We start from the raw sequence: 25,410 nt of genomic DNA, 5'->3' as shown, positions 1-25,410 counted from the left end.
CCTCCTTGTGTGGCTCTTCCGTGCGTCACGCCCAGTCTTCCGCAGGGCTTCCCGGTGAGCCGCGCGGGGCCGCCGGGCATCGGTCCGGCAGGGCGGCATGCCTGAGCGGAGCGGCGCGATCGAACATACGATGGCCGGAGCCGGGTGCGGTGACGAGGGAAGCGCCGCGTCCCGGCACCGACCGCTTCGGGGTGGGTGAGGCATGGCACAGACCGCCGACGCAGCGCGGACCGTCATCCTGACCGTGGACGACGATCCGGGGGTCTCCCGCGCCGTGGCACGGGACCTCAGGCGGCGCTACGGCGCGTCGTACCGGATCGTGCGCGCGGAGTCGGGCGAGTCCGCGCTGCAGGCGCTGCGCGAGCTGAAGCTGCGCGGCGATCTGGTGGCGGTCGTCCTGGCCGACTACCGCATGCCGCAGATGAACGGCATCGAGTTCCTCGAGCAGGCCCTGGACGTGTACCCGGGCGCGCGCCGGGTCCTGCTGACCGCGTACGCCGACACCGACGCGGCAATCGACGCGATCAACGTCGTCGACCTCGACCACTACCTCCTCAAGCCGTGGGACCCGCCCGAGGAGAAGCTCTACCCCGTCCTCGACGACCTGCTGGACGCCTGGCGGCGCAGCGACTACCGGCCCGTGCCCAGCACCAAGGTCGTCGGCCACCGCTGGTCGGCGCGTTCCACGGACGTACGCGAGTTCCTGGCCCGCAACCAGGTGCCGTACCGCTGGTACTCGGCCGAGGAGCCCGAGGGCCGGCGGCTGCTGGACGCCGCCGGCGCGGACCGGCAGCGACTGCCGCTGGTGGTCACGCCCGACGGCACGCCCCTGGTCGAGCCGGACACCACCGAACTCGCCGCTCACGTGGGGCTGGCCACGACCCCGAACGCCGACTTCTACGACCTGGTCGTCATCGGCGGCGGCCCGGCCGGTCTCGGCGCGGCGGTGTACGGGGCGTCGGAGGGGCTGCGGACGGTGCTGGTGGAGCGCTCCGCGACCGGCGGGCAGGCCGGGCAGAGCTCACGCATCGAGAACTACCTGGGCTTTCCGGACGGCGTGTCCGGCGCGCAGCTCACCGACCGGGCCCGGCGCCAGGCGTCGAGGTTCGGCGCGGAGATCCTCACCGCGCGGGAGGTGACGGCGCTGGAGGTCAACGGGCCGGCCCGGACCGTACGGTTCTCGGACGGCTCGCAGATCGCCGCGCACAGCGTGATCCTGGCGACCGGTGTGCAGTACCGGCAGCTGACCGCCGAGGGCTGTGAGGAGCTGAACGGCTGCGGGGTGTACTACGGCTCGTCGCTGACCGAGGCGTCCTCGTGCCAGGGCCAGGACGTCTACATCGTGGGCGGCGCCAACTCGGCGGGGCAGGCGGCGATGTACCTGGCCCGGGGCGCCAAGTCGGTGACCCTGCTGGTGCGCGGGCAGTCGCTGGCGGCCTCGATGTCGTACTACCTGATCCAGCAGATCGAGCGGGAGCCGAACATCGCGGTGCGCTGCGGCACGGTCGTGGAGTCCGCGCACGGCTCCGGGCACCTGGAGCAGCTGACGCTGCGCGACACGGCGACCGGGCACACCGAACTCGTCGACGCGCAGTGGCTGTTCGTCTTCATCGGCGCGGCGCCGCTGACCGACTGGCTGGGCACCACGGTGCTGCGCGACGAGCGCGGGTTCATCCTGGCCGGGCCCGACCTCACGCCGGACGGCCGGCCGCCGTCGGACTGGGAGCTGGACCGGCCGCCGTACCACCTGGAGACCAACGTCCCGGGTGTGTTCGTGGCGGGCGACGCGCGCGCCGAGTCCGCCAAGCGGGTCGCGTCCGCCGTCGGGGAGGGAGCCATGGCCGTCATGCTCGTCCACCGTTATCTGGAGCAGTCATGAGCGGTCGGCGGCTGCCGTGCGACCCGCGGGAGATCGGCGCCCTGTTCCTGTTCGAGAAGCTCTCGCCCGAGCAGCTCGGACGGCTGTGCTCCGAGGGGCGCGTGGAGCTGTTCGAAGCCGGTCCCGTGTACGCCGAGGGTGATCCGGCCACCTGCTTCTACGTGATGATCGAGGGCACGGTGGTGCTGTACCGCAGGGTCGGCGCGGACGACGTCGAGGTCACCCGGACCTCGCAGAGCGGGGTGTACGCCGGTGCCATGCAGGCGTACCTGGGTGACCGGGTGCGGCAGGTCTACAACAACTCGATGCGGGTGACGGAGCCGACACGGTTCTTCATGGTGCCCGCGGACACCTTCGCGAGCATCATGCGGGAGTGGTTCCCGATGGCGGTCCATCTGCTGGAGGGCCTGTTCTTCGGCTCGAAGACCACCCAGCGGATGATCGGGCAGCGCGAACGGCTGCTGGCGCTCGGCTCGTTGTCGGCCGGACTCACGCACGAGCTGAACAACCCGGCGGCGGCCGCCGTACGGGCGACGTCCTCGCTGCGCGAGCGGGTGGCGAAGATGCGCCACAAGCTCAGTGTCATCTCGGCGGGACCGTATCCGCGCGAGGCGCTGGCCAACCTCATCGAGATCCAGGACCGCACGGCGGAACGCGTCGCCAAGGCGCCCGCGCTGAGCCCGCTGGAGACCGCGGACCGTGAGGACGCCGTCACCGACTGGCTCGACGACCACGGCATCACCGACGGCTGGCGGATCGCGCCCACCTTCGTCCAGGCCGGCCTGGACCTGGACTGGCTGGACGGGATCGCGGCGGCCGTCGACGAGGAGGTCCTGCCGGGGGCGATCGGATGGCTCAACTACACCGTCGAGACCGAGCTGCTGATGGACGAGATCCTGGACTCCACGACCCGGATCTCGCATCTGGTGGAGGCGGCGAAGCAGTACTCGCAGCTCGACCGCGCCCCCTACCGGATGGCCGACGTGCACGAACTGCTCGACAGCACACTGCTGATGCTGTCGGGCAAGATCGGCCCGCAGATCAAGGTCGTCAAGGACTACGACCGTGCGCTCCCGACGGTCCCCGCCTATCCGGCCGAGCTCAACCAGGTGTGGACCAACCTGATCGACAACGCGGTCGCCGCGATCAACGGGGAGGGTGGCGAAGGGGCGTTGACGGTGCGGACGGCGCGCGACCACGACCGTCTGCTGGTGGAGTTCCGGGACACCGGTCCAGGGGTGCCGCCGGAGATCCGGGACCGTATCTTCGACCCCTTCTTCACCACCAAGCCCGTCGGCGAGGGCACCGGGCTCGGCCTGGACATCTCCTGGAGGATCGTGGTCAACAAGCACCACGGCACGCTCCGGGTGGAGTCCGTACCGGGCGACACCCGGTTCCAGGTGCTGCTTCCGCTCACCGCCACAGAGGACGAGACGGCCCCCGAGGAGTCGGCATGACCAGTGACATCAGCGGCATCGACCCGAGTGTCCCGCCCAGCGGAACGGGGTGCGGGGAGTGCGACGAGGTCGGGGGGTGGTGGTTCCATCTGCGGCGCTGCGCGCAGTGCGGGCACATCGGCTGCTGCGACTCCTCTCCCGCCCAGCACGCCACCGCCCACTACGAGGCGACGGGGCACCCGGTGATGCGCAGCTTCGAACCGGGCGAGGCGTGGTTCTGGAACTTCGCGACGGAGGAGGCGTACGACGCCGGGCCCGAGCTGGCGCCTCCGGTGAGCCATCCCGCCGACCAGCCGACGCCGGGCCCCGCCGGGCGGGTGCCCGCGGACTGGGCAGGCGCGTTGCGGCAGTAGGGGCCCGGCCCCGGTCGTCACCTCTCGGTCGTCGAGGCCCCCTTGCCTGGCCCCGCGGCGCATTCGAGGCTCTTGAGGTCCACGGCGTCGGCGAGCGCCTGCATTCCCTTGTCGTTGGGGTGCAGATGGTCGCCGTTGTCGAAGAACGGCATGATCCGCTCGGGATCGTAGGGGTTGCGCAGGATGCGGTCGAAGTCGGTGACGGCGTCGAACGTGCCGCTGTCCCTGATGAAGGCGTTGACCTCCTGCCGTACGGCCTCGGCCTCGGGATCCCACTCCGACCAGCCCTTGAAGGGGCCCACGGTGGCGCCGACGACGCACTTGCCCGCCGCGTGCGCCCGCTCGGCGATCTCCCGGTAGCCGGTGATGAGGTCCCCGGCCGTGACGCCGGTGTGGGCCTTGATGTCGTTGACGCCCTCGAACACGAGGACGGTACGGACACCCGGATGGGACAGCACGTCCCGCTCCAGCCGGTTCAGGGCGCTCTGCCCGGCCCCGTCGGCCAGCACCTTGTTGCCCGAGATGCCCTCGTTGGCCACGCCCCGCACCGTCGCCCCGGGGGCCGCCGCGAGCCTGCGGGCGAGGTAGTCGGGCCAGCGGCGGTTCAGGTCGGTGCTGGACTCCCAGCCGTCGGTGATGGAGTCACCGAGGGCCGCCACGGCGCCTGTCGCGGCGGACGTGCGCACGGTGACGGCGTCGAGATAGAACCAGGAGCCGACGGTGCCGGTGAAGGCGCCGGCGCTCTCCTCGGCCGCGTGGTCGCCCTCAGCCGTGTACGACGTCTGCATGGCCATGCCGTGGCCGGTCGCGGGACCCGCCGCGTCGGGACTGTGCAGGCTGATCACGAGGTTCAGGCCGGCGGCGGCCCTGCCGGGCAGCGGGTCGCTCAGGACCGTGGCGCCCGCGGGGACGGTGACGGACCGCGCGCCGCCGAAGGTGAGCGGGCGGTTGCTGCCGGGGACCAGCGCGGCACCCACCCGCTGGACGCCGGCGTGCACGCTGTCGAAGGTCACCGGCCGGTCGCCGAAGGCGTTGGAGAGTCTGATCCGCAGGTTGTCTCCCCCGACGCTGGTGCGCACCACCAGCCGGTGGCTGCGGTCGGCGACTGCCTCGCCCACGCGGTCGGCGCTCGCGCCCCACGTGACGACGTCGTGCCTGGCCGGCGCCGCCTGTGCCGTCAGAGGGACCTGCGGCACCGACGCCATCAGCAGGACGCCGATCACGCGCCCCAGCCGTGCGGTACGGCGGCTCACCCGCCGAGGTCCTTCAGCGTGACGGACTCGCCCGGCTTCAGCGTGACCGTCCGGGAGGTGCCCCCGAACGCCACGGCCGTGGCCCGGCCGCCGACGCTGCGCAGCCGGACCGACGTCGGCTTCCCGTCGCGCCAGTGGAGGTCCACGACGAAGCCGCCGCGCGCGGCGACGCCCTTGACGTGGCCGGACGCGGCCCAGGCGGCGGGCAGGGCCGGGAGGACCTCCAGGTGGCCGGGGCGGGAGTAGAGCAGCATCTCGCTCAGGGCGGCCGGGGTGCCGAAGTTCGCGTCGATCTGGAAGATGCCCCTGCCCTGCTCGACCTCGTAGATGTCGAACAGGTTGAAGGCGGTGCCGTTGGTACCGCCGGTGGACGGACGCAGATTGTTCACAATGAGCTGGTAGGCCTTATCGGCGTTCTTCAAACGGGCCCAGCACAGCGCGCGCCAGGCGTTGGCCCAGCCGAAGCTGTTCATACCGCGCGCGGTGAGCTGCGCGGTGGCGCCGTCGACGACGTCCTTCGGGGTGGAGCCGTCGGGGCGGATGCGGTCGCCCGGGAACAGCCCGACCAGTCCGGACAGGTGCCGGTGGGTCGTCTCGCCCAGGTTGTCCGGGGACATCCACTCCTGCAGCCAGCCGGTCTTCGGGCTGACCTCGGGCAGGTACAGCTTCCTGCGCAGGCCCGCGACGGTCTCGGCGTAGCCGGAGTCCTTGTCCAGCCGGGCGGACGCGGCGCAGTAGTTCCCGAAGAGCGCCCAGACCAGCTCCTGGGCGTAGGTGATGCCCTTGGCGTCGAGCGGTCCGTGCTCGGGCGACCAGTCGCTGTCCGCGATCAGCACCTCACGGGTGGTGCCGGGGAGGGTGGTGGTCAGCAGCCGGGCCGCCCAGAACTCGCAGGCGCCCTTGAGCAGCGGGTAGATCCTGGCCAGGTAGTCGCGGGACTGGGTGTACTCGTAGTGCTCGAACAGGCTGTTGCACAGCCAGGCGTTGCCCGCGGGGTGCCACCACCAGCCGTTGCCGCCGTGCGGGTTGGTGGAGATGGCCACGGTCCAGCCGGCGATCTTCCCGGTGGAGTTGCGGTAGCGGTTGCGCGGGTCGTTGAAGAGCTGGTGCGTGAGCTCCGTCCAGGAGGGGAGCTGGGCGAGGCAGTAGTCGGCGAGCGCGTCGAAGCACGGGGACAGACCGGTGCGGTCGGCCATCCAGTAGTTCATCTGGATGTTGACGTCGGTGTGGTAATCGCCCATCCAGTCCGGGTCGTTGCCGTCGAGCCACAGGCCCTGGAGGTTCAGGGGCAGGCTGTCGCGGGAGCCTGAGATCATCAGGTAGCGGCCGTACTGGAGGTAGGCCGCCTCGAGTTCCGGGTCGGGCACCTCGTCGCGGGTGCGCGCCTTCAGCCGCTCCCAGGTGTCCAGCGCGCGCTGCTCGGCGGTCGACTCGCCGAGGGAGAGGTCCATGCGGCCGTACAGCTCGCGGTAGTCGGCGACATGGGTGCGCAGGAGCGTGCCGGCCGGGTGGGCGGCGGCGTCGCGCGCCTTCGTGCGGGCCAGCCGCTCGGGGTCGAGGGACGGATCGCGGTAGCCGGTGGCGGCGGTGGGCGCATAGTTGGTTCCCGCGCCGACCACCACCGTGAGTTCCCTGCACCCGGCGAAGTCGATCCGGTCGCCGCTCACGGTGACGCGGCCGCCGCTGCCCCGGGCGGTGACGGCGGCGCCGTAGCGCAGCCCGTTCGGCAGGGCCGCCCCGAAGGACTCCGCGCCCGGCTTCTCGCCGTGGGTGCCGTCGAGCCTGACGGTGCCGGTGTAGCGGCCGCCGCCGCTCTGGGTGAAGTGCAGGACGATCACGTCGTCGGGCCGGCTCGCGAAGACCTGCCGTCGGTAGGTCACCTTGGAGCGGACGTACGAGCAGGCCACGACGCCCTGGGCCAGGTCGAGGGTGCGGCGGTAGTCGGTGACGGCCGACAGGTCGTGGTCGGGGATGTCGACGGTGAGCCGGGCCAGCAGCGTGAAGGAGCCGAAGTCCGCGCGGCCGTAGGGGAACTGGCCGTCGCCGTCGAGGGTGTCGTTGAGGCCGCCGGTCCACATCGTGGCGTCGGTCAGGAGCAGCAGTTCGCGGCCGGGGTCGTTGCTCGCGAGGGCGCCGATGCGGCCGTTGCCGACGGGGAGGCCCTGCTCGATCATCGAGTGGGCGTCGCCCGGGGCCCGCCACCACAGGGTCTCGCGTGCGGTGCCGGTGGGGAGCGGGGCGTCGGCGGCGGGGAGCGGGGCGTCGGCGGCGGGGCGCCGGGGCGCGGCGGACGCGGTGAAGACGGGCAGGCCGGCGAGGGCGGTGGCGAGGCCGGCCGTCGTGGCGGCGGAGAGCAGGGTTCTTCTGCTGGCTTCGGGCATACGGGCGGCTCCGGGGACGAAAGGGAGAGGGACCCGGCAGGTGCCGGGTCCCTCGGGTTTCAGAGCGACTTCGGTACGTCGATCCGGTCGATGTCCGGCGCGTAGCCGGAACCGCTGTCGAGTGTGATGGTGTTGGCGCCCGCCTTCAGCTTCACGGGCACGCTGACGGTGTCGGCGATCCCCCAGCCACCGGTGGAGGCGAAGGTGTGGCGCACGGCTCCGGCTCCGTTGGCCGAGACGTCGAGGGTGCGCGGGTCACCGCTGATGTAGGCGATCCTGACCTGGTAGGTGCCGGCCTTGGCGACGACCACGTCGTTGACGGTGAGCTTGCCGCCGAGGTAGAGGTTGCCGACCTTGCGCTCGCCGGAGCAGGCGGAGCAGTCGGCCACGGAGGCGTTGCCGCCCAGGGTGTTGGCCGGGGACTCGGCCTCGTAGCCGGTCGTGGCGACGGCGGTGCCGCGCGGGGTGACGGTGAACAGGCGCGAGCCGTGGGCGGGCAGGGCCTGGGTGATGCCGCCCCGGTGGGAGCCGAGGTTCTCGCGGTTCCACAGGTCGCGCACATCGGCCTTGCCGGTGAAGCCGAGCATGCCCCAGTCGGCGGTGACGGCGGCCGGCGCGTCACCGAGGTTGAACAGGGCGACGGTGTAGGTGCCGTCGGGGTTCTTCGCGGCCCACACCTGCTGCGGGTCGGACGGCGTGAGGAGCCTCGCGGCCGGCGCGGCGGCCTGGTTGACGGCGATGACCTCGCGGTTGGTCAGCAGGGAGAGACCGTAGGAGTCGAGCCGGGTCAGGTCGTCGCCGCTGAACAACGGGGACTTGGCGATGGCCCACAGGGTGGCCTGGCTCTGCCGCTCGGCCTTCGTCAGGCCGCCCATCTCGCCGTTGCCGACGACCAGCGCGTCGAGGTCGTTCCAGCCGCCCGGGCCCGCGTGCCGGGACCACGCGGGGGCGTCGTACCAGCGGTCGACGACGCTGTTCTCCCAGGTGGCGAGGGTGTTGCAGTAGCACTCGACATCGGTGTCGATACGCCAGCCGTTGGAGTACTTCTTCCAGTCCCCGACGTGCCCGATGTCCAGCGACCAGGACAGTTCGAGGTGGATCGGCCGGCCGGCGGTGGCGATGGCCTTCTTCCAGGCGGCCACGTCGGCCACGTTGTCGTAGTTCTCACCGCTCTTGAAGGAGCCGGGGCCGACGCCGTCGAGCTTGAGGAAGTCGTAGCCCCAGTCGGCGAAGAGCTGTGCCTGGGAGTCGATGTACTTCTGCGCGCAGGGGTCGGAGAAGTCGATCTTGTAGGCGCTGTCCCAGCCGTTGGTGGTGCGCAGGTCGTCGTGGACGATGTCGGCGGTGGTGCAGCCCTCGGCGTTCCAGATCGGCACCTCGCCCTCGCCGTACGCCTCCTTCTCCAGGCCGACGGGGAGGTAGATCCCCGCCTTGAGCCCCTTGGCGTGGATGTGGTCGGCGACGGCCTTCATGCCCCGGGGGAAGCGGTCCGGGTCGGCCTTCTGCCGGCCGTTCTCGTCGAACCAGGGCTTCCACGCCTTGTCACGCCACCAGCCGGCGTCGATGTTGACGTACTCGTAGCCGTACCGCTTCAGCTTCGAGGCCATGGCGTCCGTCTGCTTCAGGACGTTCGCCTCGGTGAGATAGCTGTAGTCGCCGTCGGGGTTGAGGCCCGGGTACTTCGACGACTGCATGCTCCAACTCGACCAGCCCATGTAGGGCTTGGCGGCGAGAGCCGGGGCGGTGGTGGCTGCCGCGGCCCGGTCCGGGGCGGTGGTACCGGCGGGTGTCTGGGCCTGGGCCACCGGCACCGCGGTGGCCAGCCCCGCCGTCAGGGCGAGGACGACGACGGCCCTCAGGCCGCGTGCGGGCAGGACGGAATGCGAGGGTGACCGCATGGGTCGTGTCTCCTGGGCTCGGTACAACTGCGGTTGGGTCGTGGTCAGTTCTGGTCCGTGGTGATGAAGCTCTGGATCGCCGTCGCGGCGGCGCCGCGCGCCCATTCCTCGAAGGGCAGCGGGCGGGTCCGTACGGTGCAGCGGGCGGCCGAGCCGAAGGCGGCGGCCGCGAACGTGTCGCGGATCTGCTCGGCGAACAGGTCGTAGGCGGCCAGCCCCTCGCCGGAGATGGTCACCAGCTCGGGTCCGAAGAGGTTGGCCACGGTGGCGATGCCGCGCCCGATGGCCTCACCGGCGCGGGCGTACACCGCGCGTGCCCCGGCGTCGCCCCGGTGGGCGAGGGCCAGGGCCTCGGCGGCGTCGGCGACCCTCACGCCCGTCGCCTCCCTGACGCCGGCGACGATCGCCTCCTCCCCGGCGACGGCCTCGACGCAGCCCCTGTTGCCGCAGTGGCACAGCGGGCCCGCCGGGTCGATCACCACGTGCCCGATCTCGCCGGCCACCCCGTGCGCCCCGGCGACGACCCGCCCGTGCACGACGAGGCCGCAGCCGATGCCGGCGCCGACGGTCACCACGGCGAAGTCGGACAGGCCCACCCCGGCGCCGAACCACTGCTCGGCGACGGTCAGGGCGCGGACATCGTTGTCGACGGTGACCGGCAACCCGGTGGTCTTGGCGGCGAGTTCGGCGAGCGGCACGTCGTGCCACTCCAGGAAGGGCGAGTAGCGCACGGCTCCCGCCGCGCGGTCGACGTCACCGGAGACCGCGAGTCCGATGCCCCGCACCAGGACGCCGAAGCCGTCGGCCTCGGTGAGCAACTCGCGGACCAGTTCGGTGATCTGCGCGAGAACCGGCTCGGGGCGACGGTCGGGCAGCGGCAGGCGGCGGGCGACGCGGATACGGCAGCACAGGTCGGTGAGGACGCCGATGAGCTCGTCCCCCGTCACCTTGACCCCGATGAACAGCGCGCGTCCGCCGTCCACCCGCACCGGGTTCGCCGGCCTGCCGAGCGCGCGGCGCGCCTCGTCGTCCGCGTCCTCCACCAGATAGCCGGCCTCGATGAGGGGCCGGACCGCCTTGGTCACCGCGGCGGCGGACAGCCCGGTCCGCCCGGCCATCTCCGAGCGGGTGAGGGGACCGTGGGACAGGACGGTGGTGAAGATCTGCGAGGCGGCCGGCGTCGGGACCGGGAACACCTCGACAGGGGAGGTCGAGGGCATGGCGGGAACCTAGGCGCCTTATTTTCCGCTGTCAATGAAAGAAGCAGGAATCAACAGGAGATTGAGGCAGGCCGTCACCACACTTTCAATTGCAAGATACATATGGGCGGTTGTGCGCTGATCGAAGGGCTCTTCGCCATCGGCAACCCCCTTGCCGACCGAACCCGTTCCCCGCGACGGCGACGACGACGGCTCCGGGAACCGACGGCCGCTGTTGGCAGAACGGCGTGGTCCGGTCAGGATGCCCGCATGAAGGGTGACCTCTTTTCCAGCGAGCACATGGTCCAGCCCGCCCAGGCGCCGGGCATGACCGTCGAGAACGCCAAGTGCATCAGATACGCCGTCGACGGCGAGATGCTGGCCCGGCAGGGCGCGATGATCGCCTACCGCGGCAACCTCGCCTTCGAGCGCAAGAGCCAGGGCATGGGAGGGATGCTCAAGCGCGCGGTCACGGGTGAGGGACTGCCTCTCATGGCGGTGCGCGGCCAGGGCGAGGCATGGTTCGCGAACGAGGCGCGGAACTGCTTCGTCGTCGACGTCGAACCGGGCGACGAGTTCACCGTCAACGGCCGCAACGTCCTCTGCTTCGACTCCACCCTGGCCTACCGGATCGCCACGGTGAAGGGCGCGGGCATCGCGGGCGGCGGCCTGTTCAACAGCGTCTTCAGCGGCCAGGGCCGACTCGGCCTGGTGTGTGACGGAAGCCCCCTGGTGATCCCCGTCTCGGGGCAGCACCCGGTGTACGTCGACACGGACGCGGTGGTCGGCTGGACCGCCGGCCTGCAGACGTCTCTGCACCGCTCGCAGTCCATCGGCTCGATGCTGCGCGGCGGTTCGGGCGAGGCCGTCCAGCTGATGCTGCGGGGCGAGGGGTATGTCGTCGTGCGGCCCAGCGAGGCGTCGCCCCACAATCCCCAGCAGCACTGAGGCGACCGGGGCCCGGACGAGAGCCCCGGTGAGCCTGCGTGCGGGAGGCGGAGAAAGCCACGACGAAAAGGGGCGAAGGGCACGAAAGCTCACTGACGGAACGTCAAAGATGTGATCTGGCTCGAATACGGTCCCGTGGCGTTGAACACACTCCGCGGCATCCCGCGTACCTCTGGGAAAGGTGAGAGCCAGCGCGTTCAGAGGGATGGCCATGAGCAAGGCGTACGTCTCCGCACAGCAGTTGGTCGCCGGGAGGTACCGGCTTCTGGAGACTGTCCATCACGAGTCGAACCGCGTCAGCTGGTACGGGGAGGACGTCGAGTCCGGGCGCCCCTGCCTGCTGGCGCAGGTCGGACTGCCGCACGGCCTCGACGGGGACGCCGCGCGCAGGACCGTGGGCCGCATCATGCGCACATCGGAGACGATGGGCCGGCTGCGCCCCGGCCGGGTCGCGACCGTGGTCGACGCGTTCACGGAGGACGGCGCGCTGTGGACGGTGACGGAGTGGCTCGGCGGCACTGCGCTCGGGGAACTCCTCGCCGGGCAGGCGTCGTTCAACTATGTGCGCGCGGCCCGCGTCGGGCTGGAGCTGCTCGACGTGCTCGAGGCCGCGCACGGTGAGGGCATCACACACGGCGAGCTGAGCCCCGGCCAGATCCTCGTGCGGGAGGACGGCCCGGCCGTCGTGGCGGGCTTCGGGCTGGCGGGGGCGACGCTGGCCCCCCGGCTCACGGCTCTGTCGTACGCCTCGCCCGAGCAGGCCCGCGACGAGCGCATCGGGCCCGCCGCCGATCTGTGGGCGCTGGGCGCGATCCTCTACACCATGGTCGAGGGACGCCCGCCGTTCCGGGAGCGGGACCGGCCGGAGTCGACGCTGAAGAGCGTGGACCGCCTTCCGTTGCGCACACCGCTGCGCGCGGGACCGCTCTCGCAGGTCGTTCAGGGCCTGCTGCGCAAGGACGGCCGGGAACGCCTCACCCGGCCCGTGGTGCGCGAGGTGCTCACCCGGGTGGTCAGCGAGGACGCCGACGCCGCCCCGCCCGCCGCGCCGGTCCCCCGGCTGCGCCGCGCGTACGCCACCGCCCTGCACGTCACCGACCCGGGCTGGAGCAGACGGACGATGATCGGCGGGACGGCGCTGGCCGTCGTCACGGTCGCGATCGCGGTCCTCGCGGTGACACGTGACCTGCCGGGCACGGACACGTCCGCGACCGCCGGTGAGCCGCGACCGCCGGTCTCCGCCGGCGCGCCGGACCCGAACCCGCCGTCCACGCCCGTGCCGACACCGACCCGGCCGGCCCCGAGCACCCCGGCCGAGCCGCCCGCCGGGGTCTCCCCGTCGCCCTCGGCTCCCACGCTGCCGCCTGGCTTCCGCACCTACAACTCCCCCGAGGGCTTCTCCATCGCCGTCCCCGAGGGCTGGAAGCCGCTGAGCACGACCCGGGCGTCCGACCTCGCCTACCGCGTGGTGCTCGGCTCCCCCGGCGACGCGCGCACACTGGCGGTGACGTACACCGAGCGCGTCGGCCCGGACCCGGTCGCGGTCTGGCGCGACGACGTCGAACCGGGACTGAAACAGACCGCCGAGAGCTACCGGCGGATCGGGGACATCCGTGCGACGACCTACCGGGGCCGGGCGGCCGCCGACATGGAGTGGCTGGCCGACGTCGAGGGCAACCGGGTGCGGACGCTGGGCCGCGGCTTCCTGATCGGCGACGGGCGCGGCTACTCGCTGCGCTGGACGACCCCGGCCGAGGTGTGGGACGTCCCGGGCAACCGCCAGGCCCTGGAGACGTTCCTGAGCACCTTCCGTCCGGCCGAGGCGTGAGCGCGTCATGCCCCGCACGCCGGGTGGGGACAGGCCGAGACGGGCGGCTTCCCGGGCGAGGTGGTTGACGACGGCTGAGCGTGCGCACGGCGGCAGTTGAGTAGCCGTACTCATGCCCGCGCCGATCGGCGCCGACACGATGGGGCTCCCACGAAGAGGAGTGCGCCGATGTCCGCTGTCAGTCCCGGCCCCAGCCCGATCTCCCCGCCGTACGCCACCCGCTCCCGCCGGCTCCTGCCGCCCCTGCTCGCCGGGCTGGTCGTCGTCGCGCTGGCGGTGTCCGCGTGGGAGCCGCACGACCGGGCGACCTGGTTCCTGGAGACGGTGTGGGTGATCGTCGGACTGCCGCTGCTGTTCCTGACCTGGCGCCGGTTCCCGATGACGGACCTGCTGTGCTGCCTGCTCGCCGCGCACGCGCTGGTCCTGGTACTCGGCGGCCACTACACGTACGCGCAGGTCCCCCTCGGCGACTGGGTGCGCGACACCTTCGACCTGGACCGCAACCCCTACGACCGCTTCGGTCACCTCATGCAGGGCTTCGTGCCGGCCGTCCTGGTGCGTGAGTTGCTGGTGCGCACCTCACCGTTGCGCGACAGCCGTTGGCTGGCGCCGCTCGCCGTGTGCGCCTGTCTCGCCTTCAGCGCGGTCTTCGAGATGCTGGAGTGGGCGGCGGCCGTGATCGGCGGCGAGGCGGCGGACGCGTTCCTGGCGACACAGGGCGATGTCTGGGACACGCAGTGGGACATGTTCTGCGCCCTGGTCGGCGCCACCGTCTCGCTGCTCCTGCTGAGCCGCCTCCACGACCGGCAGCTGAGCGCACCGACCCGTCGGTGACCTGTCAGCCGCCGTCGCCCGAGTACCGGTACCGGGTCCACATCGGCAGGGCGAACCAGCACAGCACGTACCAGACGACGATGCCGATCACGATCCACGGCACGTAAGGGTCGTGGGTCGCGACGCGCAGTATCAGCAGCAGCGCGCAGACCATGGTGACGAGCAGCAGGACCAGGCCGACGACCGTCAGCCGGGAGGCCCAGGTGACCGCCTGCGGCTTCACCCGGCGGCCGGACACCAGGCGGTGCAGCGAGACCGGGCCAATCAGCGCGCCGGTCGCCGCGGCGCCGGCGACCACGGTCACGATGTAGATCCGCCGGTCGGTGTCCGACAGGTCGGCGAAGGTCGGGGCGAAGACCACGGTCAGCAGGAAACCGAACAGGATCTGCACGCCCGTCTGCGCGACGCGGACCTCCTGGATGAGGTCCGCCCATCGGCGGTCGGCCCGCTCTTCCTCGGTCTCGTCGCGCCCCGCGTCCCGGTGCGCGCTGCCTTTCGCGGTGGTCACGGGTTCCTCCCGGTGGCAAGGGTCCGCAGACTCCTCTCCACCGGGTTCCCCGTGACCGGCTCCGCTACCAGCGGCTCTCGACCTGGTCCTTGATCCGCGCGGTGTAGAGGTCCTGGACCGCCGCCAGTGTGGCGTCGGACAGGGCCGGAAGGTGGGCGGTGGCCGCGTTGGCGCGAGCCTGCTCGGCGGAGCGGGCGCCGGGGATCACCGTGGTGACACCGGGCTGCTGGACGATCCAGCGCAGGGCGAGCTGAGCCGGGGTGTATCCCTCGGGGGCGAGGGCGGCGAACTCGGCGGCGGCCTCGACCCCGGTGGCGTAGTCGACGCCGGAGAAGGTCTCGCCCTGGTCGAAGGACTCGCCGTGCCGGTTGTACGTGCGGTGGTCGTTGTCCGGGAAGACGGTGTCCTTGGTGTACTTGCCGGACAGCAGGCCCGAGGCGAGCGGCACCCGGGCGATGATGCCGACCCCGGCGTCCCGGGCGACGGGCAGCAACTCGCGCAGCGGCTTCATCCGGAACGGGTTGAGGATGATCTGCACGCTCGCCACGTTCGGCCGGGCGATCGCGGTCAGGGCCTCGGCACAGGTCTCCACGCTCACCCCGTAGGCGGCGATGCGCTCCTCCTCGACCAGGGTGTCGAGGGCGTCGAAGACCTCCCCCGAGGAGTACACGGGCGTGGGCGGGCAGTGCAGCTGCACCAGGTCGACGCGGTCGACGCCGAGGTTGCGGCGGGACCGGTCGTTCCAGGCGCGGAAGCTGTCCAGGACGTAGTTCTCGGGGATCTGCTCGACCCGCCGGCCCATCTTCGTCGCGACCAGCACGTGCAGGTCCGGCCGGCTGCTCAGGAACGTGGCGATGGTCTGCTCGCTGCGTCCGTCGCCGTAGACGTCGGCGGTGTCGAAGAACGTCACCCCCGACTCGGCCGCCGCCTCCAGCACCGTGAGGGCTTCCTTGTCGTCGACGTCTCCCCAGTCGGCGCCCAGCTGCCAGGTGCCGAGACCGACGACCGACGCATGCTGACCCGACCTGGCGAATTCACGCTCTTCCATGAACGCCAGTCTGTCACCCGCCACCGCGGTGCACGCGGGCGGTCTCCCCCGGCACGCCGCCCGCGCCTCCCGCACCGGCACAGGTGAGGCGGGACGGCGGTGCCCATGCGGGGCTTGCGGGGCGGGCGGCCGGAGCCCTGGACCGGCCCGCCCCGCACCATGTGTGCGACGGCCTCCCACTGCGGCCGCGGGGCCAGGGCGGGGCTACTTCGGTGTGCGACCGTGGGCCGTGCGGGCGAGCCTGGGACCCAGCCAGCGCTTGAGCCGGCGAAGGGCCTCCGACTGCCCGGCCGCGCGGTCGAGCCGGTAGTACAACTGCGGCGGGACGTACGGCAGCAGGGGCGAGTGGCGCTGGCCCAGCAGGGCGAACATGCGCTCGGGCGGCAGCCGGATGTAGCGCGGCAGGTTCTCGTACCACTGGGCGCTGTGGCGGGCGGCGCTCTGTGCGGGCAGCAGGGCCGCCTTGCGCTCCCGCTCGTAGCGGGCGAGGGCCTGCGGGAGACCGGCGTGCTCGCGGAGCGCCGCCGCCAGCGCGATCGCGTCCTGCAGGGCGAGGGTCGTGCCGGCGCCGATGGAGTAGTGCGTGGTGTGGGCGGCGTCACCGATCAGGACGAGGTTGTCGCGGTACCAGGTGCGGTTGGTGAGGGTACGGAAGTTCAGCCACTGGGCGCTGCCGCGCGCGGAGGAGCGGGCGATCAGCGGGTGGCCGTCGAGGACGGCGGCGAAGAGTTTCTCCAGCAGGGCCGGTCCGTCCGCCTCCCCCGCGCCGTCGAGGCCGAGGCCGGCCAAGGTCTCGGGGGCGCACTCGACGACGCACGTGCTGTGCCCGTCGTCGAAGGGGTAGCCGTAGCACCAGATCCAGCCGTGCGCGGTCTCGACGAAGGCGAAGGTGAAGGAGTCGAAGACCTTGGTGGTGCCGAGCCAGATGTAGGAGTTCCGGCCCGCCGTGACCTCCGTGCCGAAGTGTCCGGCGTGCCGGGTGCGCAGGGCGCTGCGGACGCCGTCGGCGGCCACCACCAGGTCGGCGTCGGGCAGTCGGCCGGGGTGGGTCTCGTGCTCGTACTCCACGCGGACGCCCAGGGCGCGGGCCCGGGCGGCGAGGATCTCCAGCAGACGGTGGCGGCCGATGCCGAAGCCCTGGTCGCCGGGGTGACGGGTGGTCAGGTCCCGTACGTGTGCGACGCCCTCGTTCCAGCGGACGGAGTGCGCGTCGAGGGCACGGGCCGACTCGGGGTCGTGCTCGTGCAGCGTGTCGAGCAGACCGCGCCAGTAGGTGACCCCCCAGCCGTAGGTCGAACCCTCCGGGTCGCGTTCGTGCACGGTGATGTCATGGGACGGGTCCTGCCGCTTGAGCAGGATCGACAGATACAGGCCGGCGGGCCCGCCGCCGACGCAGGCGACCTTCACGCACACCCCTAGGAATTACCCAAAGCGATCATTTCGCGACGCAGGGTAGCAGGCCGCATGAGGTGCGACCGGTCTCTCGAAATCGCGTCATCTCCACGGGGTGAGCCAGGCCACGCGATGGACGGGAGCGGGCGAAGGATTGCCGCGGTACTGGCGACAGCGGGAAGGAATTGCCCCTTCCGGGCCGTCCGGGCGGCCGGGTCGGCAAGATCGACTTGATTCAACCTTGTACGGGATATGGGGAGTTGTCCGGATCGGAGCCCACCACGTACGAGGGATTTCACCCGTTCCCGGGAGTCCCGATAGGCATGCGGGGTCGTCCATCGAACGACCTGCCGAAAGCAGAGTCCACCGAGATCTGGAGGTCCGCATGCCGGAACTCAGCCGTCGCCGTGCGCTCACCGCCGCGGCCGCCCTCGCCGCGACCGCCGGCGCCACCGCGGTCGTCACCTCCGCCGCAGGGGCCGACGCCGGCGCCTGGCCCGCGACGCCCCCGGTGCCCGGGCACCAGCACGGCCACCGCACGCCCGCGCCCTTCGACGAGGTCCACAAGGGCCGCCGGATACAGGGCCATCCGGTCGCCAAGGCCGGTCACGAACATCACGGCGCCGGCTACGCCGTGTTCGTCGACGGCGCCGAACTGCATGTGATGCGCAACGCCGACGGCACCTGGATCAGTGTGGTCAGCCACTACGACCCGGTGCCGTCCCCACGTGCCGCCGCGCGCGCGGCGGTCGAGGAGCTGCGGGGCGCCCGGCTCGTCCCGTTCCCCGCCAACTGATCCTCCCCGCACCGACACTGGAGTCCTCGCACATGACCGTCCGCAAGAACCAAGCGAGCCTGTCCGCCGACGACAAGCGGCGTTTCGTCGCCGCGCTGGTGGAGCTCAAGCGCAGCGGCCGCTACGACGAGTTCGTCACGACGCACAACGCCTTCATCCTCGGTGACACCGACAACGGCACGCGCACGGGGCACCGTTCACCGTCGTTCCTGCCCTGGCACCGCAGATACCTCCTCGAATGCGAAAGGGCGTTGCAGTCGGTGGACGCGTCGGTGGCGCTGCCCTACTGGGACTGGACCGCCGACCGTTCCGTGCGCTCCTCGCTGTGGGGTCCGGACTTCCTCGGCGGCACGGGGCGGGCCCGGGACGGGCGGGTGTCGGACGGGCCGTTCTCCGAGGCGAGCGGCGACTGGCCGATCAACGTGCGGGTCGACGGGCGGACGTTCCTGCGCCGGTCACTGGGCACCGCAGTGCGGGAGCTGCCGACCCGGGCCGAGGTGGACTCGGTCCTCGCCATGGCGACGTACGACATGGCGCCGTGGAACAGCGCCTCGGACGGCTTCCGCAACCACCTGGAGGGCTGGCGCGGGGTGAACCTGCACAACCGGGTCCACGTCTGGGTCGGCGGCCAGATGGGCACCGGGGTCTCCCCCAACGACCCGGTGTTCTGGCTGCACCACGCCTTCGTCGACAAGCTGTGGGCCGAGTGGCGGCGCCGACACCCTGCCTCCGGCTACCTCCCGGCCGCCGGGACGCCGGACGTGGTCGACCTGAACGAGCCGATGAAGCCGTGGAACGACGTGACCCCGGCGGAGCTGCTGGACCACACCGCGCACTACACCTTCGACACGGACGCCTGAGCGCCGGCGGACGCCCGGCGCCCTGGTGGACGGGGAGCGCGGGGGCGAGCCGGGATCACTTGAGCGACCCCGAGGGCGCTCCCGCCGCGGCGGACCCGTTCACGACGTCCACGTCGCTCGCGCGGACGTAGGCGAGCCGGTGACCGAACTGGATCTCGTAGTACTCGTCGTCGCCCTTCACCACCCGGAAGGCGCTGTCGGAGCCCGACTTCTCGACATAGGTACCGGCGACGCGGTCCTGCGTCACATAGCGCTGGCCGGCGAGGAGGCGGTACGGGAGCGGCGAGTCGTCCGGCACCGGCACGTCGTCCGGATAGGCGTCCGGTTCCGGGTAGGCGCGCCCGTACACCGGGATCTCGCTCAGCCCCGCCTTCGGCGTCACCATGCGGCCGGTCGTCCCGACGGCCGTGGGGCGGATCCTGGGGTTCTTGAACCATGCCCGGTTGCCCTGGTACCAGATGGCCGTCCAGTCGTCCTTGCGCCCGGCGACCGCGAAGACCTGGCCCGTGGAGACCCGCGACCCCAGGTCGTTGACGTCCTCCGTCGAGGGGTCGCCTTCCGGGCGCCGGCCCGGGTCCTGGACGAGCGGGGCGTCGTCGCGCGGCTCGGTGTGGAGCCGGACCGCGCTGGAGCCGTGGGGCGCGCACGGCACACCGCTCGTCCTGCACCCCGTGAACAGCGGCTTGTGCGTGCCGTAGTCGGGCAGCACGACCATCATGTCGCTGTCCCGTCCGGCCCTGCCGCGCAGCGGGGCGCCGAGCAGGTCGAAGTAGTGCTCCCAGTCCCAGTAGGGGCCCGGGTCGTCGTGCATGTCGGGAATGGTCACACCCACCGGGGACGGCACGTTGTCGTGACCGAAGATGTGCTGCCGGTCGAGCGGGACGTCGTACTTCTTGGCCAGGTAGCGCACCAGACGGGCCGACGCCTGGTACATCTGCTCGGTGTACCAGGTGTCGGGCTGGGCGAGGATTCCCTCGTGCTCGATGCCGATCGAGCGGGCGTTGATGTACTGGCTGCCGGAGTGCCGGGCCGCGTCCTTGGTCTTCACGTGCTGGACGACATGGCCGTCGGTGGAGCGTACCGAGTAGTGCCACGAGACCTCGTTCGGGTCCTGGACCGTCTGGAGCATGGCCGGAAGGGGGCCCTCGGTGTCGTGGATGACGATGTACTCGACCTTCTGGTCGTGGGGCCGGTCGGCCGCGTCGTAGTTGCCGTACTCGCCGTCTCCGACCTCGACGTGCGGCGCCCGGACCCATGTGCAGGACAGCTCGGTCGGGCACTCGATGTCCCGCGGCCGCTTCGGATCGTGCGGCCTGGCCTTCACCCCGGGGCTGGCGGGGAGGGTGATCCGCTGCCCCGCGTCGGTGGTGCGGTCCGCGCCGCGCCGGATCACGGTGAAGACGTCGCTCGCGAACGTGTTCGCCGACACCGCGTCACCCATGCCCGGGAAGCGGGCCACCGCCTCCCACCAGTCCGACGGGTCGGCACTGAGCGGCTTGCCGAGCTCGCGCTGCATCGCCGCCAGCAGTGCCGCGCCACCACGCACGTTGGCGGCCGGGTCGGTTCGCAGCTGCTCCACCGGCACCCCGACCAGGCGCGCGGCGCGTTGCAGGTCTGCGGGCTGCACGGAGCGGCTGCCCCGGGTGTTCCGCTTGTCCGGCCCGGACTGCGGACCGGCGAGCGCGCGGCCGCCCGCTCCCGGCAGCGCGCCCTGGACGTGCGGCCGGTCCACCAGGTGCATCGGTCCGTAGCCGCCGGCGACGCTGGGCGCGCCGAGGTGGGAGTCCCATCGCGACTGCTGGTAGGACACGCCCATCAGCACACTGGGCGGCACGCCGTACTCGGCCGCGGCGGCCGTGAAGACGTCCTGCAGCGGCCGGTCCTTGGTCGCGCTGTTCTCGACCTCCGGGCCGCGGTCGGAATGCGGCAGGCTCAGCAGCGTGACGAGCAGCGGAACCTGGAGCGCCACCGACGCGGTCACGCAGACGACCCGTCGGCGGCGGCGCCGTACCGCGTCGGGGACACGAGGGGTGGCGGGTTCTGTCATTGCAAGGGCCTCCGGTGATGCTCGGCGCTACCACGACAGCGGAGTCGCTCTCCACGTCACCCCTCGTACGCTTCCGTGCCCGAAGCGCCACGTCGCGCCAAGCGTCACCGAGCTGGACCAGCCGCCCGCCTCAGGCCACCCGGTCAGCGGCAGTCCGCCCCGTCCGGGTGGCGCAAGCCCTCGGCCCGCTCGCCGATCGGTACGGCCCGGTGCCCCGCGCACCCCTTCTCAGCCCTCGACCGGGTCCACCTCCCAGTCCGGACGACCCGGCATGGGCGGGGTCCGCTCCCCGTACAGCCAGGACGTCAGGAACGGCGCCAGGTCCTCGCCGGCCACCTCGGAGGCGAGGGCGACGAAGTCCCGGGTGCCGGCGACGCGGCCGCGGTACTTCGTCACCCAGGACCGCTCGATCCTGTCGAACGTCTCTTCGCCGACCCTCTCCCGCAGCGCGTAGAGGACCAGCGCCGAGCCGTCGTAACGCATCACCTTGAACAGGGTCGGCTCGGTGGGTTCGGCCGGGGCGCCGTCGTCGTGGCGCCACTGGTCGTGCTGGGCGTACGCCGCCCGCATCGCCTCCTCCATGCCGACGCCGCCGTGCGCGTCGGAGTAGAGCCGCTCGTAGAAGCGGGCGTGTCCCTCGCTCAGCCAGAGATCGGACCAGCGCCGGATGGCGACGCTGTTGCCGGTCCACTGGTGGGCCAGTTCGTGCACGAGATCACGTTCGGCGTCGACCCGGTCGCCCAGCAGTTCGCCCTTCGGCACCACGGACAGCGACTGCGTCTCCAGCGCCACCGGCAGATCGGTGTCCCCCACCAGCACGCCGTAGCGCCGGAACGGGTACGGGCCGAGCCGCTCCTCCAGCCAGGCCAGATGGTCGGAGGTGAGCGCGCGATGGTCCTCGGTGTCCGCGACCAGGCCCTCGGGGACCACGTCCCGCACGGGCAACCCCCGGGGGCCGGTGCTGTCGACGAACGAGAACTTCCCGATCGCGAGCTGGATCAGCTGCGCCGCGACCGGGTGCTCGGAGTCGTACGTCCACCGGACCCGGCCGTCTGGGCGCCGGTCGCGCTCGACGAGCCGGCCGTTGGCCACCGCGCTCAGGCCCGGCGGGGTGGTGATGTGGAAGGTGACCGGCGCCCGCAGGCTGGGGTGGTCGTTCACCGGGAAGATCATCTTGGCGCCGTTGGGCTGGGCGCAGACCACCGTGCCGTCCGGGGTGGGCACCCAGCCGTACGTCCGGATCGCGTCGCCGCGCTCTCGTTGCCGGGTCGGGTCGGCGGTGTAGGAGACCCGCACGGTGAAGGCGGCGCCCTCGGGGATCGGCTTGGCGGGAGTGACGACCAGTTCGTCCCCGTCGCGTTCCGTCCTGGCCGGCGTGCCGTCGACGGTGACCGCGTGCAGCGTGTTGCCGGCGAAGTCGAGGTCGAAGCGGGACAGCGCCTGGGTGGCGGTGGCGCTGACGGTGGTCCGGGCGGGGAAGGGCGTGCGCGGGGCACGCCAGTCGAAGGCCAGCGTGTAGCGGCGGACCGTGTACCCGCCGTTTCCGTCGAGGGGCAGGAGCGGATCGCCGACGCCCGGTGCGCCGGGGGCCGGGGCGGGGCCCGACGGGACGGACGGGCCGGCGGCGGGGGCGTCGCGCCGCGCGGGCGGCCGTTGATCACCGAAGGGGAACACTCCGGCGAGGGCGGCGACGGCCGTGATGCCGGCGGCGCCGGTCAGGGCGAGCGCGAGCACCGCGGGCGAGCGCCGCTTCCCGGGCGGTTCCTCCTGGGGGCGCGAGAGCGGCCCCTTCACGGGTGCAACCGTCGGGCGTCCCGGCAGCCGGCAGTCGTGTTCTTCATGGGCGCACTATGCCAGCAGGATGTCCTTAAATCTGTTGATATGCGCACGCCTTCCATCCGTGCGGGCTACACGCCGCCACGGAAATGGTTGCAGCGGCACACAGTGACATCCCTCACGCGACCGTCGGGCACCAACGCGTCCCGGTAGTACAAGAGCCGCGGGCGATATAGACGGACTTGCCATCCGTAAACAGACAAACGGCGCGCGCGGCGCGGACGCACAGGGCCGTCCAGCCCCTTTCGCGCCACCCGCACGGCGCACGCGGCCCCTTGATGGGGCGTCAGACGGCACCTGGCATGCGGCGAGCCGGGGTGCACATCCGTGCGCCGCGTTCAAGCGCCTTCGGCGCCTACGAGGCCGGGTAGTAGTGATGCTCGTTGCCCCCTTCTCACGCCCCTTTTAACAATGACGGCCCCACCAGGCGTCCCCGCAGGTCAGGCACAGCACCCACGCCGTGCCCGTCCCGGAGGCGACCAGCGACGACCGAGCGAGGTCCCATGAGGAAGCACCGCAGGAAGACGCGCCATCGGCATATAGCCGTCGCAGCCGTCGCCCTCACCGCACTGGCAGTACCGACGGCCGCCATGGCCTGCCTGAACGACGGACGCGCCGAGGCGAGTGAGGACCCCAGGCACCAAGGTCACTGGCAGAACTGGGAGAAGTGGCGGAACTGGGAGAACGCCTCCCAGCAGCAGGGAGCGACCACACCCCAGGGCGGCACCGCGCCCCAGGGCGGCAGCACCGCGCCGGGCACGACGGCGCCCGGGGGCGCACCCTCGGCCACGCCGCCGAGCGGCTCCGGCACGCCGGCCTCCGCGTCCAGCGCCGCGAAGCGCATCGTGACCCTGGTCAACGGCGAGCGCAGCAAAGCCGGTTGCTCCCCGGTGAAGCTCAACGCGAAGCTCACCGACGCGGCCCAGGACCACAGCGCCGACATGGCGAGCCACGGGAACATGTCGCACACGGGCTCCGACGGCTCGGACCCGGGCCGGCGGATCACGAAGGCCGGCTACGACTGGAGGACGTACGGCGAGAACGTCGCCTACGGCTACAGCTCCCCCGAGAAGGTCATGGACGGCTGGATGTCCAGCCCCGGCCACAAGAAGAACATTCTGAACTGCGCCTTCAAGGAGATCGGCGTCGGGCTCGCCCAGCCCGGCAACTACTGGACGCAGGACTTCGGCACCGCTCGCTGACGCGTTCGGCCGCCGAGAACGATCGCCCGCCGCCGCCCCTGGACTGGTTCCCGGGGGCGGCGGCGGTACATCGATGACACATCGTCACCCTCCGGACACCCACCGCACCCGATCCGGCCGGCGTGACGGGATGACAACCTTGTCCGACCCGCCATCAGGCCGCGAATCCCCCATAAATGCAGCTCGATACGGGCACTTGCACGGCTATGCACGCAATTTGAACGATTTCAAAAAATAGGCCGTTTCAAGATGCCGCAGTGCGCATGCGGGACTAACGTCTGTGATGAAAGCCGCAAACCGGGGCACATCCCGGTCGGCAAGGTTCCTGCACAACGAGGACCGTGACCGTAGCGCCGCCCGCCTGACACAGTGCGGAAGCTGACATCGGCGCCGGCGGCCGAGAGGTGCTTCTTCATCATTCTTGCGGCAACGCCCATGACCGTGCCGCTCGCTTCATTGCTGGGCGCGGCCATCCATCTCGTGCTGGGTACTGCGCGAGTCGATGGAAGGATAGGTACAACCATGCGATCACTTCGCGCGAGGCGTCTCATCGCGGCGTCTGCCACCACCGTGTTGATGGCGGGCGGCGCAGCGATCGGCGCGGCGGGCACGGCCTCCGCCGCTGTCCCGACCGAGAACTCGTACAGCAACTCCTACGACGACAACTCGTGGGACGACGATGACGACGACTGGGGCAACGGCGGCGGCTGGGGCAACGGCGACGGCAATGGCTACGGCAACGGCGGTGGCTATGGCGGCGGCGGTCACGGCAACGGCGGTGGCGGCGGTCACGGCGGCGGCGGTGGCGGTCACGGCGGCGGTGGCGGTGGCCACGGCGGCGGCGGTGGCGGTCACGGCGGCGGTGGCGGCGGTGGCGGTCGCTGACAGGCGTAGCCGGTCGTAGTGCTCCCTAGGCGGTGCGCGGCTCCCTCGTGGAGTCGCGCACCGCAGCGTTCCCGGGGGTCATGCCGAGTCAGCTGTCCGGCACTGCGGGTGGCCCCAGCCCTGGGCGTTCTTGGCGATCTGCTCGCCCGCCGCGTAGGGCCGGCCACAGAGACAACGGCCGGGAAACTTCGCCTTGATCGTGCGGGCGGAACCCCCGCCCTTCCGCGTGGTCGCGCCCGTCGCCGGCCTGCGGCGCACGGCGGTCGGCGGGGTGTCCGGCGAGGCGGGCGGCTCCGGTGAGCCGAGCCCGCTGCCCGCGGGCTCCTGCGCCGTCGCGGCCTGGCTGGCGGCGCGGTCGGCGAAGTCGTTCAGCCGGTCGCCGTCGACCTGATGGGCCGGAACGTAGCGGAACTCGACGGCACGTCCGTCGAGGAGTTCGTCGATGCGCACGACGAGGTCCTGGTTGGCCACCGGCTTTCCCGCGGAGGTCTTCCAGCCGTTGCGCTTCCAGCCGGGCAGCCAGGTGGTGACGGCCTTCATGGCGTACTGGGAGTCCATCCGGATCTCCAGCGGTACGTCCGGGTCGGTCGCCGCCAGCAGCCGCTCCAGCGCGGTCAGTTCGGCGACGTTGTTGGTGGCCCTGCCCAGCGGCCCGGCCTCCCAGCGTGCGGGGGTCTCGCTCTCGTCGGCGACCACCCAGGCCCAGCCCGCCGGTCCGGGGTTTCCCTTGGAAGCACCGTCGCACGCGGCCACCACTCGTTCACGCATGCGTCCGATCATGCCACGAGCGGACCGGGCCCCTGGTC

20 protein-coding genes are annotated in these 25,410 nt (G+C 71.8%); 10 read left to right on the top strand and 10 right to left on the bottom strand.

All coding sequences use genetic code 11. The features are described 5' to 3' along the window. The first annotated feature begins 202 nt into the window (after positions 1 to 202). From ACWCPM_RS25255 to ACWCPM_RS25245, 3 genes are read left to right on the top strand one after another with little or no spacing between them, the layout of a single operon-like run. Positions 203 to 1,879 (top strand): FAD-dependent oxidoreductase, encoded by a 1,677-nt coding sequence (locus tag ACWCPM_RS25255; RefSeq protein WP_450978533.1) that lies wholly within the window; start codon positions 203 to 205, stop codon positions 1,877 to 1,879. Continuing rightward, positions 1,876 to 3,336: an ATP-binding protein gene (locus ACWCPM_RS25250; RefSeq protein WP_450978532.1), complete on the top strand. Its 1,461-nt coding sequence runs from the start codon at positions 1,876 to 1,878 to the stop codon at positions 3,334 to 3,336. Before ACWCPM_RS25255 ends, ACWCPM_RS25250 begins: the two co-directional genes overlap by 4 nt. Further along, entirely contained in the window at positions 3,333 to 3,689 is a 357-nt protein-coding gene (locus ACWCPM_RS25245; protein WP_450978531.1) for a UBP-type zinc finger domain-containing protein, read from the top strand. Before ACWCPM_RS25250 ends, ACWCPM_RS25245 begins: the two co-directional genes overlap by 4 nt. Positions 3,690 to 3,706: 17 nt before the next feature. Here ACWCPM_RS25245 and ACWCPM_RS25240 read toward each other — a convergent pair whose 3' ends face one another. From ACWCPM_RS25240 to ACWCPM_RS25225, 4 genes are read right to left on the bottom strand one after another with little or no spacing between them, the layout of a single operon-like run. Further along, entirely contained in the window at positions 3,707 to 4,894 is a 1,188-nt protein-coding gene (locus ACWCPM_RS25240) for an SGNH/GDSL hydrolase family protein (protein ID WP_450978552.1), read from the bottom strand. Between the two features lie 44 nt (positions 4,895 to 4,938). Next, positions 4,939 to 7,323, bottom strand: a complete 2,385-nt coding sequence (locus tag ACWCPM_RS25235; RefSeq protein WP_450978530.1) for a glycosyl hydrolase family 95 catalytic domain-containing protein — start codon at positions 7,321 to 7,323, stop codon at positions 4,939 to 4,941. 59 nt (positions 7,324 to 7,382) lie between these two features. Beyond that, positions 7,383 to 9,221 carry an alpha-galactosidase D gene (locus ACWCPM_RS25230; protein ID WP_450978529.1) on the bottom strand — a complete coding sequence of 613 codons (1,839 nt, stop codon included), beginning with the start codon at positions 9,219 to 9,221 and terminating at the stop codon, positions 7,383 to 7,385. 44 nt (positions 9,222 to 9,265) lie between these two features. Continuing rightward, complete coding sequence (locus tag ACWCPM_RS25225) at positions 9,266 to 10,441, bottom strand: ROK family protein (RefSeq protein WP_450978528.1); 1,176 nt, start codon at positions 10,439 to 10,441, stop codon at positions 9,266 to 9,268. Between the two features lie 249 nt (positions 10,442 to 10,690). On the opposite strand from ACWCPM_RS25225, the gene ACWCPM_RS25220 reads away from it, so the two are divergent. From ACWCPM_RS25220 to ACWCPM_RS25210, 3 genes are all read left to right on the top strand, one after another. Further along, on the top strand, positions 10,691 to 11,368 hold the full coding sequence (locus ACWCPM_RS25220) for an AIM24 family protein (RefSeq protein WP_450978527.1): 678 nt from the start codon (positions 10,691 to 10,693) through the stop codon (positions 11,366 to 11,368). 211 nt (positions 11,369 to 11,579) lie between these two features. Beyond that, on the top strand, positions 11,580 to 13,196 hold the full coding sequence (locus ACWCPM_RS25215) for a serine/threonine protein kinase (protein WP_450978526.1): 1,617 nt from the start codon (positions 11,580 to 11,582) through the stop codon (positions 13,194 to 13,196). 168 nt (positions 13,197 to 13,364) lie between these two features. Further along, the gene (locus tag ACWCPM_RS25210) at positions 13,365 to 14,030 is read left to right on the top strand and encodes a DUF2238 domain-containing protein (protein ID WP_450978525.1); all 666 of its coding nucleotides are present in this window, start codon (positions 13,365 to 13,367) and stop codon (positions 14,028 to 14,030) included. A 4-nt stretch (positions 14,031 to 14,034) separates the two neighbouring features. Here ACWCPM_RS25210 and ACWCPM_RS25205 read toward each other — a convergent pair whose 3' ends face one another. From ACWCPM_RS25205 to ACWCPM_RS25195, 3 genes are all read right to left on the bottom strand, one after another. Then, positions 14,035 to 14,538, bottom strand: a complete 504-nt coding sequence (locus ACWCPM_RS25205; protein ID WP_450978524.1) for a DUF6328 family protein — start codon at positions 14,536 to 14,538, stop codon at positions 14,035 to 14,037. 64 nt (positions 14,539 to 14,602) lie between these two features. Continuing rightward, on the bottom strand, positions 14,603 to 15,586 hold the full coding sequence (locus ACWCPM_RS25200; protein WP_450978523.1) for an aldo/keto reductase: 984 nt from the start codon (positions 15,584 to 15,586) through the stop codon (positions 14,603 to 14,605). A 204-nt stretch (positions 15,587 to 15,790) separates the two neighbouring features. After that, on the bottom strand, positions 15,791 to 16,993 hold the full coding sequence (locus ACWCPM_RS25195) for an FAD-dependent monooxygenase (RefSeq protein WP_450978522.1): 1,203 nt from the start codon (positions 16,991 to 16,993) through the stop codon (positions 15,791 to 15,793). 370 nt (positions 16,994 to 17,363) lie between these two features. Here ACWCPM_RS25195 and melC1 point away from each other — a divergent pair, with 370 nt between their 5' ends. Together melC1 and melC2 are read left to right on the top strand one after the other, a co-directional pair. Then, positions 17,364 to 17,774, top strand: coding sequence for an apotyrosinase chaperone MelC1 (melC1, locus tag ACWCPM_RS25190; protein WP_450978521.1), 411 nt, complete (start codon positions 17,364 to 17,366; stop codon positions 17,772 to 17,774). A gap of 32 nt (positions 17,775 to 17,806) precedes the next feature. Continuing rightward, positions 17,807 to 18,634 carry a tyrosinase MelC2 gene (melC2, locus tag ACWCPM_RS25185; RefSeq protein ID WP_450978520.1) on the top strand — a complete coding sequence of 276 codons (828 nt, stop codon included), beginning with the start codon at positions 17,807 to 17,809 and terminating at the stop codon, positions 18,632 to 18,634. Between the two features lie 55 nt (positions 18,635 to 18,689). On the opposite strand, the gene ACWCPM_RS25180 is transcribed toward melC2, so the two are convergent. Together ACWCPM_RS25180 and ACWCPM_RS25175 are read right to left on the bottom strand one after the other, a co-directional pair. Then, entirely contained in the window at positions 18,690 to 20,681 is a 1,992-nt protein-coding gene (locus tag ACWCPM_RS25180; protein WP_450978519.1) for an N-acetylmuramoyl-L-alanine amidase, read from the bottom strand. 228 nt (positions 20,682 to 20,909) lie between these two features. Then, the gene (locus ACWCPM_RS25175) at positions 20,910 to 22,475 is read right to left on the bottom strand and encodes a M1 family metallopeptidase (RefSeq protein WP_450978518.1); all 1,566 of its coding nucleotides are present in this window, start codon (positions 22,473 to 22,475) and stop codon (positions 20,910 to 20,912) included. Between the two features lie 545 nt (positions 22,476 to 23,020). Between ACWCPM_RS25175 and ACWCPM_RS25170 the strand changes: the two genes are divergently transcribed. Continuing rightward, a complete protein-coding gene (locus ACWCPM_RS25170) occupies positions 23,021 to 23,719 on the top strand; it encodes a CAP domain-containing protein (protein ID WP_450978517.1) in 699 nt (232 codons plus the stop codon). A 576-nt stretch (positions 23,720 to 24,295) separates the two neighbouring features. Further along, positions 24,296 to 24,604: a hypothetical protein gene (locus ACWCPM_RS25165; protein ID WP_450978516.1), complete on the top strand. Its 309-nt coding sequence runs from the start codon at positions 24,296 to 24,298 to the stop codon at positions 24,602 to 24,604. 78 nt (positions 24,605 to 24,682) lie between these two features. Here ACWCPM_RS25165 and ACWCPM_RS25160 read toward each other — a convergent pair whose 3' ends face one another. After that, the gene (locus ACWCPM_RS25160; RefSeq protein ID WP_450978515.1) at positions 24,683 to 25,384 is read right to left on the bottom strand and encodes a ribonuclease H family protein; all 702 of its coding nucleotides are present in this window, start codon (positions 25,382 to 25,384) and stop codon (positions 24,683 to 24,685) included. Positions 25,385 to 25,410: the final 26 nt, after the last annotated feature.

It is taken from the genome of Streptomyces sp. NPDC002309, assembly GCF_053593375.1.
This window is presented reverse-complemented; position numbering and strand designations above follow the sequence as displayed.

Excerpts from the sequence above, each read along its gene's own strand:
- ACWCPM_RS25255 (WP_450978533.1), top strand. The coding sequence starts at position 203 with ATGGCACAGACCGCCGACGCAGCGCGGACCGTCATCCTGACCGTGGAC.
- ACWCPM_RS25250 (WP_450978532.1), top strand. The coding sequence starts at position 1,876 with ATGAGCGGTCGGCGGCTGCCGTGCGACCCGCGGGAGATCGGCGCCCTG.
- ACWCPM_RS25245 (WP_450978531.1), top strand. The coding sequence starts at position 3,333 with ATGACCAGTGACATCAGCGGCATCGACCCGAGTGTCCCGCCCAGCGGA.
- ACWCPM_RS25240 (WP_450978552.1), bottom strand. The coding sequence starts at position 4,894 with ATGGCGTCGGTGCCGCAGGTCCCTCTGACGGCACAGGCGGCGCCGGCC.
- ACWCPM_RS25235 (WP_450978530.1), bottom strand. The coding sequence starts at position 7,323 with ATGCCCGAAGCCAGCAGAAGAACCCTGCTCTCCGCCGCCACGACGGCC.
- ACWCPM_RS25230 (WP_450978529.1), bottom strand. The coding sequence starts at position 9,221 with ATGCGGTCACCCTCGCATTCCGTCCTGCCCGCACGCGGCCTGAGGGCC.
- ACWCPM_RS25225 (WP_450978528.1), bottom strand. The coding sequence starts at position 10,441 with ATGCCCTCGACCTCCCCTGTCGAGGTGTTCCCGGTCCCGACGCCGGCC.
- ACWCPM_RS25220 (WP_450978527.1), top strand. The coding sequence starts at position 10,691 with ATGAAGGGTGACCTCTTTTCCAGCGAGCACATGGTCCAGCCCGCCCAG.
- ACWCPM_RS25215 (WP_450978526.1), top strand. The coding sequence starts at position 11,580 with ATGAGCAAGGCGTACGTCTCCGCACAGCAGTTGGTCGCCGGGAGGTAC.
- ACWCPM_RS25210 (WP_450978525.1), top strand. The coding sequence starts at position 13,365 with ATGTCCGCTGTCAGTCCCGGCCCCAGCCCGATCTCCCCGCCGTACGCC.
- ACWCPM_RS25200 (WP_450978523.1), bottom strand. The coding sequence starts at position 15,586 with ATGGAAGAGCGTGAATTCGCCAGGTCGGGTCAGCATGCGTCGGTCGTC.
- melC1 (WP_450978521.1), top strand. The coding sequence starts at position 17,364 with ATGCCGGAACTCAGCCGTCGCCGTGCGCTCACCGCCGCGGCCGCCCTC.
- melC2 (WP_450978520.1), top strand. The coding sequence starts at position 17,807 with ATGACCGTCCGCAAGAACCAAGCGAGCCTGTCCGCCGACGACAAGCGG.
- ACWCPM_RS25180 (WP_450978519.1), bottom strand. The coding sequence starts at position 20,681 with ATGACAGAACCCGCCACCCCTCGTGTCCCCGACGCGGTACGGCGCCGC.
- ACWCPM_RS25170 (WP_450978517.1), top strand. The coding sequence starts at position 23,021 with ATGAGGAAGCACCGCAGGAAGACGCGCCATCGGCATATAGCCGTCGCA.
- ACWCPM_RS25165 (WP_450978516.1), top strand. The coding sequence starts at position 24,296 with ATGGCGGGCGGCGCAGCGATCGGCGCGGCGGGCACGGCCTCCGCCGCT.
- ACWCPM_RS25160 (WP_450978515.1), bottom strand. The coding sequence starts at position 25,384 with ATGATCGGACGCATGCGTGAACGAGTGGTGGCCGCGTGCGACGGTGCT.